At 54.7% G+C, this 12,569-nt stretch carries 17 protein-coding genes; 2 read left to right on the top strand and 15 right to left on the bottom strand.

Annotated features, from left to right (window positions below; genetic code table 11):
* Window positions 1-255, bottom strand: a 255-nt coding sequence (locus tag C814_RS24390; RefSeq protein WP_207637134.1) for a hypothetical protein, incomplete at its 3' end; no start/stop codon positions are given.
* Between C814_RS24390 and C814_RS0104050 the strand changes: the two genes are divergently transcribed.
* The gene (locus tag C814_RS0104050) at window positions 245-592 is read left to right on the top strand and encodes a hypothetical protein (protein ID WP_196809902.1); all 348 of its coding nucleotides are present in this window, start codon (window positions 245-247) and stop codon (window positions 590-592) included. The two genes, C814_RS24390 and C814_RS0104050, sit on opposite strands and share 11 nt — an antisense overlap.
* Before the next feature lie 363 nt (window positions 593-955).
* On the opposite strand, the gene hpf is transcribed toward C814_RS0104050, so the two are convergent.
* From hpf to C814_RS09450, 13 genes are all read right to left on the bottom strand, one after another.
* Entirely contained in the window at window positions 956-1,492 is a 537-nt protein-coding gene (gene hpf / locus C814_RS09510; protein ID WP_016315464.1) for a ribosome hibernation-promoting factor, HPF/YfiA family, read from the bottom strand.
* 144 nt (window positions 1,493-1,636) lie between these two features.
* Entirely contained in the window at window positions 1,637-2,497 is an 861-nt protein-coding gene (locus C814_RS09505) for a helix-turn-helix domain-containing protein (RefSeq protein WP_016315463.1), read from the bottom strand.
* A 325-nt stretch (window positions 2,498-2,822) separates the two neighbouring features.
* Window positions 2,823-3,659 (bottom strand): fumarate hydratase, encoded by an 837-nt coding sequence (locus C814_RS09500; protein WP_016315462.1) that lies wholly within the window; start codon window positions 3,657-3,659, stop codon window positions 2,823-2,825.
* Between the two features lie 2 nt (window positions 3,660-3,661).
* Window positions 3,662-4,813 carry an amidohydrolase gene (locus C814_RS09495; RefSeq protein WP_016315461.1) on the bottom strand — a complete coding sequence of 384 codons (1,152 nt, stop codon included), beginning with the start codon at window positions 4,811-4,813 and terminating at the stop codon, window positions 3,662-3,664.
* Between the two features lie 65 nt (window positions 4,814-4,878).
* Window positions 4,879-5,379 carry a S1 RNA-binding domain-containing protein gene (locus C814_RS09490; RefSeq protein ID WP_016315460.1) on the bottom strand — a complete coding sequence of 167 codons (501 nt, stop codon included), beginning with the start codon at window positions 5,377-5,379 and terminating at the stop codon, window positions 4,879-4,881.
* An 85-nt stretch (window positions 5,380-5,464) separates the two neighbouring features.
* On the bottom strand, window positions 5,465-5,659 hold the full coding sequence (locus C814_RS09485; protein ID WP_242828995.1) for a septum formation initiator family protein: 195 nt from the start codon (window positions 5,657-5,659) through the stop codon (window positions 5,465-5,467).
* Window positions 5,660-5,821: 162 nt separating this feature from the next.
* Entirely contained in the window at window positions 5,822-6,316 is a 495-nt protein-coding gene (gene yabQ, locus C814_RS24880; protein ID WP_016315458.1) for a spore cortex biosynthesis protein YabQ, read from the bottom strand.
* 16 nt (window positions 6,317-6,332) lie between these two features.
* Window positions 6,333-6,614 carry a YabP/YqfC family sporulation protein gene (locus C814_RS09475; RefSeq protein WP_016315457.1) on the bottom strand — a complete coding sequence of 94 codons (282 nt, stop codon included), beginning with the start codon at window positions 6,612-6,614 and terminating at the stop codon, window positions 6,333-6,335.
* A 180-nt stretch (window positions 6,615-6,794) separates the two neighbouring features.
* The gene (locus tag C814_RS09470) at window positions 6,795-7,547 is read right to left on the bottom strand and encodes an AAA family ATPase (protein WP_016315456.1); all 753 of its coding nucleotides are present in this window, start codon (window positions 7,545-7,547) and stop codon (window positions 6,795-6,797) included.
* On the bottom strand, window positions 7,544-7,786 hold the full coding sequence (locus tag C814_RS09465; protein WP_016315455.1) for an RNA-binding S4 domain-containing protein: 243 nt from the start codon (window positions 7,784-7,786) through the stop codon (window positions 7,544-7,546). The genes C814_RS09470 and C814_RS09465 overlap by 4 nt, the downstream gene beginning before the upstream one ends.
* A 65-nt stretch (window positions 7,787-7,851) precedes the next feature.
* The gene (locus tag C814_RS09460) at window positions 7,852-8,130 is read right to left on the bottom strand and encodes an HU family DNA-binding protein (RefSeq protein ID WP_016315454.1); all 279 of its coding nucleotides are present in this window, start codon (window positions 8,128-8,130) and stop codon (window positions 7,852-7,854) included.
* Between the two features lie 67 nt (window positions 8,131-8,197).
* Window positions 8,198-8,995 carry a nucleoside triphosphate pyrophosphohydrolase gene (gene mazG, locus C814_RS09455; protein WP_016315453.1) on the bottom strand — a complete coding sequence of 266 codons (798 nt, stop codon included), beginning with the start codon at window positions 8,993-8,995 and terminating at the stop codon, window positions 8,198-8,200.
* Window positions 8,996-9,041: 46 nt separating this feature from the next.
* A complete protein-coding gene (locus C814_RS09450; protein WP_016315452.1) occupies window positions 9,042-10,784 on the bottom strand; it encodes a putative polysaccharide biosynthesis protein in 1,743 nt (580 codons plus the stop codon).
* A gap of 163 nt (window positions 10,785-10,947) precedes the next feature.
* Between C814_RS09450 and C814_RS09445 the strand changes: the two genes are divergently transcribed.
* Entirely contained in the window at window positions 10,948-11,625 is a 678-nt protein-coding gene (locus tag C814_RS09445; protein ID WP_016315451.1) for a 5'-methylthioadenosine/adenosylhomocysteine nucleosidase, read from the top strand.
* Window positions 11,626-11,832: 207 nt separating this feature from the next.
* Here C814_RS09445 and C814_RS09440 read toward each other — a convergent pair whose 3' ends face one another.
* The gene (locus C814_RS09440) at window positions 11,833-12,516 is read right to left on the bottom strand and encodes a hypothetical protein (RefSeq protein WP_016315450.1); all 684 of its coding nucleotides are present in this window, start codon (window positions 12,514-12,516) and stop codon (window positions 11,833-11,835) included.
* Window positions 12,517-12,569 lie beyond the last annotated feature (53 nt).

The raw sequence follows: 12,569 nt of genomic DNA, 5'->3' as shown, positions 1-12,569 counted from the left end.
GGCGGTGCTTCCCACCCGGGGACTGTGCTCGGCTGCTGTGCTCGCATAGGTGGCGGACTGGGCGGTGCTTCCCACCCGGGGACTGTGCCCGGCTGTTGTTCCCATCCAGGTGGCGGACTGGGCGGTGCTTCCCACCCAGGGACTGTGCCCGGCTGCTGTTCCCGCATAGGCGGTGGGCTGGGCGACATTTTCCACCCGGGAGCTGTGCTCGGCTGCTGTGCTCGCATAGGTGGCGGACTGGGCGGTGCTTCCCACCCAGGGACTGTGCCCGGATGCTGTTCCCGCACAGGCGACGGACTGGGCGGTGCTTCCCACCCGGGGACTGTGCCCAACTGCTGTTCCCACACAGGTGGCGGACTGGGCGGTGCTTCCCATCCGGGGGCTGTGTCCGGCCGCTGTTGTTCCCATGCGGGTGGCGGACTGGGCGGTGCTTCCCATCCGGGGGCTACACTCGGTTGCTGTTCCCGCGAAGGTGGCAGATCGGACGGAACTTCCCATCCAGAAATTGAGTTCGGTAGCACCTCTGGTGATTGGATCGACTGTTCTGATTCCGGCACAGAGGACCATGCAGACGGAGCTTCTGATCCACTAGGTGCATCTGGATAATAGACAAAATATGGTTCTTCCAGTTCGATCGGCGGATCCGGCGGCGGAAGTACAAAATCCGGCTCTACCTCTTCCGATTCGGATACATAGACATCTGCATTCTCGTCCGGCTGCTCATCAATCACATAAGGAGGGGTCAGTTCTCCATAATGATCCTGAAAATCCCCAAGAAACCGCTCCCCACAATAAGGACAATATTTAAAATCGCTTTTGACATTATTCCCACAGTTTTTGCAGAGCATCTTTTTCCCTCCGCACCATAATATAAGGACATTATATCACAAAAATATTTTGGGCGCAATAAAAACCCCGGTTCTCACCGGGGTTTTCTTTGGAACTCTTTGAGGGTTTAATCAATCACAGGCTCAATCAAGCCATAAGTACCATTATGCCGTTTATAAATCACATTTACCCCATTGGTCTCCGCATTCAAAAAGAGGAAAAATTCATGTCCAAGCAGGTTCATCTGGAGAATTGCCTCGTTCACGTCCATCGGACGCATATCAAACCGTTTAATCCGCTCGATATGGTATTCCCCGACCTCGCTCTCGTGCTCCTCACCCGCTTCAAGATTTGGGGCGTCAAACGCGGTTTCACGCAGCCTTTTTTCCAGTTTGTTCTTGTTTTTTACGATCTGGCGGAAGAGGGAATCCACCACCGCCTCCAAAGAATCAAAGCGGTCGGAAGTGGTTCTTTCCGCGCGGTAAAACATCCCCCGCGACTGAATCGTTACCTCCACTGTCTCGCGGTCCCCTTCATTGGTCACAGTAACGCTGGCATTTGCACCATCGTCAAAGAACCGATCCAGTTTACCAAGTTTGCGTTCGATGCGATCTTTGAAAGAATCGCGCACAGATGTTTTACGGGCTGTGATGGTAATATTCATAAGTTCAACCCCTTTGTTTATCATGGAAACCCGGCAGAAACATCCATTGACTTTCAACAGTTTGTCCAGATTTCCTGACCTTATTATATATCACATTGGTTGAAATTACAATAGGCTAGACAAAAATTCACAAAGAATTTTATTTTATTGCCTACCTTTCAGCACTATCGAAACGATCCCGCAAGCGATCCCGCCGATTGGGAAAACCACCCAGGCAGGGCTCCATGAATCCGACAGGATACCGATCGCCAGAAAGACCGCTGCCGCTGCAAGGAGAATCACTCCGCAGATGGTTTCCACCTTTTTGGCAGCATTGGAGACATCTGGCTGGTGGCGCCGGTTGTAGCCCTCAACATTGTACTTCTCTTTCTGCAGCCCAAAATAAATAAAAATCCAGCTTGCGGCGGCTACCAGCAACATAAATCCTGCGGACGCCCGATCTTCTGAAACTTGAAGCTCCAGGAACTGCATCAGGAGCACGCCCAGAATCAACAAAGTGACACTGGAGGCCATTGCGATTGCAAACCACTGTCCGAACTGCTGTCTCTGCGCATCGGTGTAGAAATCGACGATCTGCGGATGCTGTTTTTCAAAATATTCCTTTCGGATGCCAAACAGCACAAACAGAAAGAGGCCGATCGTGAGACAGGGAAGAAAACATAGATAGGCCAGTGTTTCGCTGCTTTCCTCCATCCAGAGAAAAGCAGCCAGCCCCAGGATGATCAGCGCTACCCCTCCCGCAGTCGCAACGCTGAACTGGTTGTAAAACCGGTCGTACTGCGCAGTATCCTCCACCATGTCTTTCTCCACATCCCCGCGCACCAGCATATCCAGATCGCAGGAAAACAGGCTGCAAATCTCAAGCAGATTTTCCATCTCCGGGTAGCTCTGTGCAGCCTCCCATTTGGAAACCGCCTGCCGGCTGACTTGCAGATGTTCTGCAAGCTGTTCCTGAGTCATGTTGTTCTTTTTCCGTAGGAGCTGCAGGTTTTCTGAAAATTGCATTTGACCTCACCTCATGTTCAAATTTGATGGTTTGATTCTACCCGGGAAGCCCCGCAACTTCTACCAACTTGCTGTTACCTTTGGATATTTTTCGCGCAACTTCTGGTTGCATCCGCTTTACATGCGGGTTTACAGACAAAGACAGCCGCCGTTCTTCTCTGGCGGCTGTGCTCGTACCATCAAGGCATTTGGAAAGCATCAGAAGCATTCTTTCCAAGTGTGAAGCGAGATTGCCGCACACTGGCTTTAGATTACATCGTTATTCAGTACAAAAATCCTGCCAGCACTGAAAAACAAGCAGTTGTTTTTCAGTGCTTTGACTGGATCAAATGGTTCGATGAGCATGGCGGGTCACATGGCAGCCCATGTTGACCGCCACGGGGAGACTGGCGATGTGGGTCGCACCCGCTTCAATATTAACCGCGAGTGCAGTTACCCGCCCGCCGAACCCCTGCGGCCCGATCCCGGTCTGGTTGATCCGCTCAAGCATCCGCTTTTCCAGTTCGCGGTAGAACGGGTCGGGATTGCCGGACGAGGTGTCCCGGCAGAGAGCACGTTTGGCGAGCAGGGCACAACCTTCAAAATTACCGCCGATTCCCACTCCGACAACAACCGGCGGGCAGGGATTGCTCCCCGCTGTCTCAACCGCCTGCACAACATAATCAACAATCTGATCCGCAGTGGCGGCTGGAGTCATCATCCTGAGGCTGCTCATGTTCTCGCTGCCCGCCCCCTTGGGCGCAACGGTGATCGAAATCCGATCTCCTGGCACCATCCGCAGATGAAGCATCGCCGGCGTATTATCGTTGGTATTGACCCGACGGAGCGGGTCTCCCACCACCGAGCAGCGCAGCAGCCCATCAAGGTAACCCTGCCGCACTCCTTCATGGATTGCATCCTCCAATCCGCAGACATGCGCGTCCTCGCCCAGTTCGGCAAAAACGACCGCCATCCCGGTATCCTGACAGACCGGGATACACAGTTGTTCCGCTGTCTCATAGTTGCGCACAATGTCACCCAAAACCTCCCGTCCCAACGGGGACTCCTCGATCTGGCAGGCGTGTGCAAGGCAGTCCTTCATATCCTGCGGCAGGACTCTGTTCGCCTCGATGCATAGTTCTTTGACTGTCTGGATCACCAATTCCCGGCTGATTTCACGCATCTTCAGCGCACCTTCTTTCCGTTCAAAATCACCGCCGACGGACGGCCGCAGCATTCGAGCGGTTCCCGGTCGAAAAGCAGGATGTCCGCGTCCTTGCCTGCTTCGATCGAACCAACCCGGTCGGAAATCTCACAGATCTTCGCCGCCTCAATCGTGATCGCCCGAAGTGCTGCCTGCGGTTCCATCCCATGTTCAACAGCGAGCCGCGCACTCATCAGCAGGTAATGTTCAGGCACTTCTGGATGGTCGGTGCAGATCGCGACCTGCACCCCTGCCGCCCGCAAAATTCCCGGGCCAGAGGCACTCGCGTTCGACAATTCGGGCTTCGTGCGTGCGCCAATCAGCGGCCCGACAATTACCGGGGCCTGTTCTTCAGCAAGCTCATCCGCGACCAGATGCCCCTCTGTGCCGTGGACGATCACATAGCCAAACCCAAATTCGTCTGCAATCCGGATCGCAGTAAAGATGTCATCGGCGCGGTGGGCATGGATATGTGCCTTGATCCGATGGTCAAGCAGCGGCAGCAGCGCTTCACATTTGGCGTCGTACTCCGGCTCATCCAGTTCATCGTCCTTTGCTGCTTCCGCAAGCTGCTTGGCATATTTCTGCGCCTTGGCGAGCTGTTCCCGAATCAGCGCGGCAACCGCCATCCGGGTCGCCGGACCGCCATCCTTCTCGTGATAACAGTTTTTCGGATTCTCCCCCATCGCCATTTTGATCGCCAGCGGCGCGCGGACGATCATCTTGTCCACCCGTTTCCCGCAGGTTTTCAGCGCGCAAAACTGACCCGAAATCGGGTTTGAGCTGCCCGGCCCGGTTACGACAGTGGTCACGCCATAGCTCAGTGCCTCAGCAAACGAACGGTCAAACGGGTTGACCCCGTCGATCGCCCGCAGGTGCGGGGTCACCGGATCGGTCTCCTCGTTGCCGTCGTCCCCCTCAAAGCCCATCCCGTCCTCCCACATCCCAATGTGGGAATGTGCGTCAATCAGGCCGGGCATGGCGATCTTCCCCTGTGCATCTATCGTTTCAAAATCCGCGGGGCAATCCTCCATCGGCCCCACCGAGACGATCTTTTCCCCCACGATTTGAATATAGCCGCTCGCATAGTCCCGTCCGGCCATCGTGCGTATCTCTGCATTTATAATCAGCATCTGTTCTATCCTCCAACAAAAAAGGGCACCGCGGTGCCCTTCGATTCCGGAATCCCCCGGCGCGATTATCTGGATGAATTGCGGCTTCGGGACGTCCCGCGCTTGACATCGGTATACCGCTTGAGATCGGACATCTTGTCGTCGCTCGCCTGTTTAAACTTGCTCATCATGTCCTCAAACGACATATTCTCATTCGTAATGGGCTGGCGGCGCTCAAACCCATAAGAAGCCTCTCTGGGGGGCCTGCGCTGATGCTGCTGACGCGGAGGGCGATCCCCCTGCTGCCCGCCCTGATGGCTGCGGAACGGGCGCTGCGGCGGCGCGGAAGGGGCGGGCGCTGCCTGCTTGATCGACAGACTAACCTTTCCCTCGGGGTTGATCCCGATGATCTTCACCTTTACCATCTGGTTCAGGGAAAGATGATCGGAAATTTCCTTGACATAAGACGAAGCGACCTCGGAAATATGTACCATCCCCGTCTTGTTTCCCGGCAGCTCCACAAAAGCTCCAAACTTCGTGATACCGGTCACTTTACCCTCTAAAATACTCCCTACCTCAAGCTGCATAATGTATTACGCTGCCTCCCTTAAAAATCTTGTGTTTTCACCATTTGCCGCAACCTGATAAAATCGCTCGCGCGATGAAAAACCGTTAAGAACCCGCCGCATCCCGAAAGACGTGTTCATCCGAATACCCCATCCCCAGCTTGTCCCGCGCAATACGTGCAAGATAGGTCTGGTCGTCCCCGAGGGAAATCTGGCGTTTAATCTCCTTGTTGCTGATCCGCTGCTCCTCACACTGTTGGATTACCATCTGCAGCTCCTCCTGCTTTGAGACAATCTCCATATGCAAAGAGGCGAGCGAAACAACAATGTATACTCCAAGGAGGAAAAGGCTGATCTTCAATACAGGATTCCTTCTTTTAATCCGTTCTTTTTTCCGTACATGCTCTGCTTTCATCTTTTCAGCATACCTTTTCAGAAAATTTGGCGCGTCATCCTCATGAAGTTACTTTTTCAAATTATACAATATCTTACGTCTCTTTTTCAAGGGTATATTCAAATTTTTTGCCTGCTTTTTCAGAATTATACTGCTTTTATGCAGAATTTTCCGTCCAAAGCGGCCTGCCTTTTCCAAAAGGTGTACAATAGGCGCAACAAATATCCGCCAGAGGGTGCACAGCACCCATCTAGCTGCCCGGATGATTCCCTTGGAGACCCGGATCACCAGCGCACCAATCGTACAGTAGTAGAGCAGAAATCCGACTCCTTCCCCAATCAAAACGAAAATACGAATTTGCCCGTTGTCGGCGGCGAGCATATAAAAAAAGGTGGCTCCGGCGCAGATCACAGAAAAGAGCAGGTCCTCGGCGAGTACCGCGAGCGTTGGATGCGGCAGGGCGATCCGGAGGATGCGGAATAGGTCATAGCAGACCCCCAGACCAGCACCAAGTGCAATTGAGAGCAAAAACAGCCAGGTCTGTCCTGCGATTGTAATTCCCATCTGCACCCCTCCCCATTTAGCGGAACAGCCTGCCCAAAATACCGCCTCGTACCGGCAGGTTATCCGCATAGGACAGTCCGTCGATCCGCTCCCCTTCCAGGCTGAGTTCCCCGGTATCTACATCAATCCGATTGATGTGAAGCCCTGTCCCCCGAATTGCAAGCTCCCCCGTTTCGCAGAAAAGCACCACACTCTGCTCGTCAAAGCTGTCGATCTCGGTCACTCCAGTGACAGTCATCTTCCTGCGTCCCTCCATAATGATATTGTGCGGCGCGGCTGGCTTTTTTTCCTCGACCATCGTGTTTTACCTCCCTTGTCGTTCTCTTTAATAGGTATGCGCCATCCGGGAAAAAAATACACGCCTCCCTGCAAAAAACCAGGCAGCGCGCATCATCGGCAGGTTCTGTCACCAAAGTCTATTAGAACCCGTATTCACAACCATTCGACACCGTCTGATCATGAATACAGGTTCTTATTTTTAAGTGGTCTGGCTGTCAAGCAGATAATGGAGCATCTGCTCGGGATTTTCAAGGAAACGGCGGGTCAGCTGATAGTGTTCTGTTTCGCGATAGGGGGCGCGGCGAATCCCGCTTCCATCTAGCAGAAACAGGTCTGAGCCGGGATAGGCCATCAAAATCGGTGAGTGGGTCGCAATCACAAATTGTGAGCCTTCCCGCACCAGGTCACCGATCCGGGAGAGCAGGGTCATCTGACGCATAGGAGAGAGCGCCGCTTCCGGTTCATCGAGGATATAAAGCCCGTTGCCGCCAAACCGGTTGAGCAGTAAAGACAGAAAACTCTCCCCATGTGACTGTTCATGCAGGGAAATCCCCCCATAACTGTCGATGATTCTCGCCCCCATAGGCCCCCTGTCCAGCTGCTCAATATTGCTCGCCAGATTGTAAAAGCTCTCGGCACGCAGGAAATAACCGTCCCGCAGCTTTCGTGCCCCCTTCCAGAGCCGGAGGAACCGGTGCAGGCCAGAGTGCGAATCAAAGGTGCTGAACCGGAAATTCCTGCTGCCTCCCTCCGGATTGAACCCAAATGCGACCGCGATCCCTTCGAGCAGGGTAGATTTTCCCGAACCGTTCTCCCCCACGAAAAAGGTGACCGGACTTTGCAGATCCAGCCCCTCCCTGGCGATCTGGCGGATGGCAGGCAATCCGGCCAGATAGGACCCCTCCGGGAGGCCGTCCGGAACCAGAACCCTGCGGATAAACAGGTCGTTCATTCTACGACGGTGTAAGCGTCGGCAGCGGTCTCCTTTGTCGCATATTCGCTCACCTTGACCACCTTCACCTTGAGCGGCTTCTGCCCCATATTGATCTCGATCAGGTCGCCCTCCTTCACGTCGTAGGATGCGCGGGCGATCTTCCCGTTGACCACGATCCGTCCTGCGTCGCAGGCTTCGTTTGCGATGGTGCGGCGTTTGATCAGCCGGGTCACTTTCAGATATTTATCCAGTCTCATGCTCATTCTCCTTAACAAAAACAAAAAGCCCGCCGCATCGGATGCAGCGAGCCTACATAAATTCCTTACTTACCGGCAACGGCATCCTTCAGAGCTTTGCCTGCGCTGAAAGACGGGACGGTTGCGGCTGCAATCGTAATCGGCTGCTTGGTAATCGGGTTGATCCCCTGGCGCTCCTTGCGCTCCTTGGTTTCAAACGTACCGAATCCAACCAGTGTGACCTTCTCTTTCGCGACAAGCGCTTCAGTGAGTACCTCAATCACAGCGGTCAGCGCTTTTTCGCTGTCTTTTTTGGACAGCTCAGATTTCTCTGCTACCGCATTGATAAGATCTGCCTTTGTCATATTTTGACCTCCATACCTTTTAAAAATCTTTGACTATATCTTCAGACAAAATGCCTGTGATAATACATCATTTCTGTTTAATTTCTTTCCAGAGCCTGTCCAGCTCCTCAATCGGCGTGGTTTTCATGTCAATCCCACGCTTCCGGGCAAGCGTCTCCACCTGTTCGAACCGGCGGATAAACTTTTCGCAGGAATTGGTCAGCGCGTGTTCCGGATCGGCCTTAACAAATCGCGCCACATTAACCGCTGAAAAAAGCAGATCCCCCAGTTCCTCTTCGATATGGGCCTGATCCCCTTCACCGACCGCTTCCTTCAGTTCGGAAAGTTCGCTCTCGAGGTCGCGCATCGCCCAATCGCAATCGGTATAATCGAACCCGGCTTTCGCCGCCCGATGCTGCACCTTCTCGCTGCGCATCAGCGCCGGCAGCACTGCTGGTACGCTGCGCAATGTCTCAGCAGCGGTTTTCTGCCCCTTGCTCTCCTGCTTGATCCGATCCCAGTTGGAAAGCACCTCACCGGTTCCGGAGACAGCCACCTCACCAAACACATGCGGATGGCGTTCCACCAGCTTTTTGCAGATTCCGTCGCAGACGTCCGAAAATCCGAACCGTCCGGCTTCCTCTTCCATCCGGGCATGAAACACGACCTGGAGCAGGACATCTCCCAGTTCCTCCTGCAAAAGCACAGGATCCTCCTTGTCGATCGCCTCGACAACCTCGTAGGTTTCCTCCAGAAAGTTTTTGCGGATCGTGTGGTGATCCTGCTCCCGGTCCCACGGACAGCCATTCTCCCCCCGGAGAAGTTCCACGATTTCCAGCAGGTCGGATATTCCATACTGTTTTTTCTGCGTAAACCTGTCCAACATCACAAAACTCCCCTTCTATCCGCTTTTTAAGAGGACTTTTAGTATTCTAACCTAAAAGAGAATGTTTTTCAAGTGCCTTTGCAAACTTTTCTCCCCCCGGAAGCATGAAAATATCCGTTTTTGTCACAGTTTTTGTCAAAAATACAACACAGAGGTAGACCAGACCCCCGATTGCGATTGCCAAAAGCGTCACAAAACGGCTCGGAATCAGGCGAAAGATCAGATCATGGGAGGTGCGGGCGGCGACAGCACAGCAGACCGATGCAAAAAGCGGCTTCCCAAATACGCTCCCCGCCGGGATGCGGACGCCGGTTACACCCACCAGCGCCCAAAGGCTGGCCAAGACCACGAGCAGGTAACAGGCAAGCGTCCCGACCGGTGCAGCCTGAATATTGAGCTGCGGCACCGCAACCAACAGATAGTTCAGTCCGAGCTTGAGCAGACCGCCGATCAGCAGCAGACGGACTGGAAGTCCGGCGCGTCCCACCGCCTGTAGAATCGCATTGACCGGCAGCGAAATTGCCACAAAAACCGCGCTGATTCCCATAATCCGCAGGGCAGGGGCAATGACCGCAACCTCCATCGGCCTGGAAAAAAAGAGCAGGCGCAGCACCGGTTCTGCCATGGCGCAGACACCGAGTCCGGCAGGCATCGCTATCATTGAGGCAAGACGGAGCGAGGAACAGATATTGCGTTCGAGGGAAAGCCGGTTATGGGTCGTCCAGGCGGCGGTCACTGCGGGTAACAGGCTCACCCCAATCGTGGTAGTCAGAGAGGGCACCAGATTGTAGATCGGAACCGCAAGGCCGGAATAACAGCCATAAAGATAGGAACCAAGTCGGTCGAGCCCTATCCCCGACGGGATCGCCCCATCGTACATTGTGAGCAACAGCTCCGGGGCGTTTATGATTGCGTGGTTCAGGCGGTTCATCACCGAGATCAGGTCGATAAAGGAGGTTAGATTGGAGATCACTGCCGCAAAGCAGACCGGCAGGGCGAGCGCCACAAGCCTGCGCGCAAGGGCCCGCGAGGATGCTGCCGGAGGCGCGGCACGCCATACTTCCGGGCGGATGCTGCCTTTCCCCAGCTTGTGACGGACTACCATATAAAATGCGCCGCAGAACGAACTGACCGTTACACCAAGGATCGCGCCCGCTGCCCCGTAGGGCAGCACCGCAAGCTGTGCCTGCTCGAGTGAGGGATACACCGCCCCAAATACGGTGCCCCCTGTCTGGTATTCGCGCAGCCCGGTATAGACAATCCCATACGAGAATGCCAACCCGAATAGAAGCCGTGTCACCGCCTCTACCACCTGTGAAATTGCGGTCGGAAGCATCTCCTGCATCCCCTGCCAGTAACCCCGGAACGCCGCCATCACGCACCCCAGGAACAGGGCGGGCGAGAGTGCCTGAACGGCCAGCCTGGCGTCCGGATTGCGGACCAGATCGGAGAACCAGCCCGCTCCCATAAACATTACAAAAGAGCCCGCTGCCCCAATGATAAAAAAGACCCCTACCGAAACCCGAAGGAGCCTGCGGGCATCCCGCACCCGTCCCCGCGCCATACTTTCGCTCACCAGTCGTGAGACCGCTACCGGCACTCCTGCTACAAACAGCGCATAAAGCGGATAATATAGGTCATAGGCAACATTGAAACAGCTCATCCCAACCCCGCCCAGAATATTGGTCAACGGGATTTTGAAGAGCGCCCCAATCAGTTTCACAGCCACTGTCCCTGCTGCCAGTATGATCGTACCATACAAAAAGCTCTGTCTGTGCTGCTCCTTCACAGGGAATCCCTCCATTCTCTTGTTCAGGTATATGATCCTGCGGACAGGATTATGCAGTCTGCTGTCCAATCCGGCTGCTATATTGGAAAGATGCTCCAAAACAGTTGAAACGGGTCGAAAAATCGGGTAAAATAGAGGTATCTGAATTCAGGAGGACTGCCTTATGTACCAGACAATCGGCATTATCTGTGCAATGGACAAAGAATTTGCGCTGATCCGCGATGCACTCAGCCACGGGCAAACCGAAAAAGTGGGGCTGCTGACCTTTTACGTCGCCGAACAGAATGGCAAAAAGATCGTTGCGGCGGTCAGTGGGATCGGCAAGGTCAATGCCGCCTGCTGCGCACAAATGATGATCTCCCGCTTTGGAGCGGAATGCATCCTCAACAGCGGGGTATGCGGCGCACTTTCTCCCACCCTGCACCGGATGGATATTGTGCTTGCGGATGAGCTTTGTTACCATGATCTGGAGGAAGAACATCTGCGCGATCAGCTTCCAGGATTTTCCCGGTTCCATCCGGACACCGAGCTGAACGGCCTGGTCCGGACTCTCTGTAAAGAGCAGGGGCTTTCCTGCGTCACCGGACGGGTCGCATCGGGCGACGCGTTCGTCCTTGACCCCGCAGTAAAAGCGGAAATCGCGTCCCGCACCGGCGGCGATGCGATCGAGATGGAAGGCGCAGCGATTGGGCATACCTGTGCGCTGAACCAGCTTCCGTTTGCGGTAATCCGCTGTGTCTCGGACGGCCTTTCCGACTCCGAGATGGATTACAACACCTTTGCCGGGATCGCCGCGCAGAAATGTGCAAAACTTGTGCTTGAGGCGATCTCCCGTCTCTGATTCAATCTCCACAGATGAAAAGAACGCCGCTCCGCTTTTTCGCAAGGTGGAACGGCGCCCTCTTTTTAGGGCCTGCTTCATATTTGGGGTAAGAGCGTTTTAACAGCGAAAACCTGGATCCCTGGCCAAGCTTCCAAGCGATAAGTATCCTCTCTGGGGCTTCCTGATTGTACCAAACTGCGAAAAGCCGAAGACCCTTTTTGGCTGCTAAAAGAGCCACATCTGGTAAAGCTCTTCCAAGCGCGCCTGTAAAAACGGCTCGATTGATTCCGCATCGGCAATCGTGCAGTGAAGGTCCGCATTCTTTCCGGTAAGCGAGATGAGCGCATCCGCCGCGATCTGCGCCGGGAGTTCCCCGCCCGCAAAGGAAAACGAAAGCAGCCGTTCCATCCCCGCCATCTTGAGCGGGAAAAACGGGCAGCCATACCGCACCGAAAAATCGCAAAGCTGCATCCCCCGCGCTGGATAGGGATCGCTTCCCCTCCATGGGCAGAGTGTCGCGCAGAGTGCTTCCCGTTCGTTCCCGGAAAGCGGCAGGACCTTCAGGTTCCATGCATCCGAATGCAGGAGATCGGAATAGATCACGGTGACCCCTGTAGGCACGTCCACGCTGCTGACCGCCAGCTCGCAGACCGGTTTCTGACGAAAAACCCCCATCCGATCGAGCAGCCCTACCCCCTGCACCGGTGTGGCCGACCGGGAAAACGCCTCTATCAGTTCCCCGGTTTCTTCCCGGGAAATCCCGCGCGACCATAGCATAGCCGGGATCGCTGCCAGCGAGCAGGCAGACAGCATCTCTATCTCAAGCGCATTGTCCCGCAGCCACTGTGCGAGGATGTGGGAGGATAATGCTCCCGCTCCGCTGCCGGAGAATGCCAATCCGAGTTTCATGGTAGACCTCCTCCAATGAAGATACTACCATCTTATGTCCAGCCCGGCTCAAA

Origin of the sequence: Anaerotruncus sp. G3(2012), from assembly GCF_000403395.2 — a bacterium.
Classification (GTDB): Bacteria; Bacillota; Clostridia; order Oscillospirales; family Ruminococcaceae; genus Anaerotruncus.
This window is presented reverse-complemented; position numbering and strand designations above follow the sequence as displayed.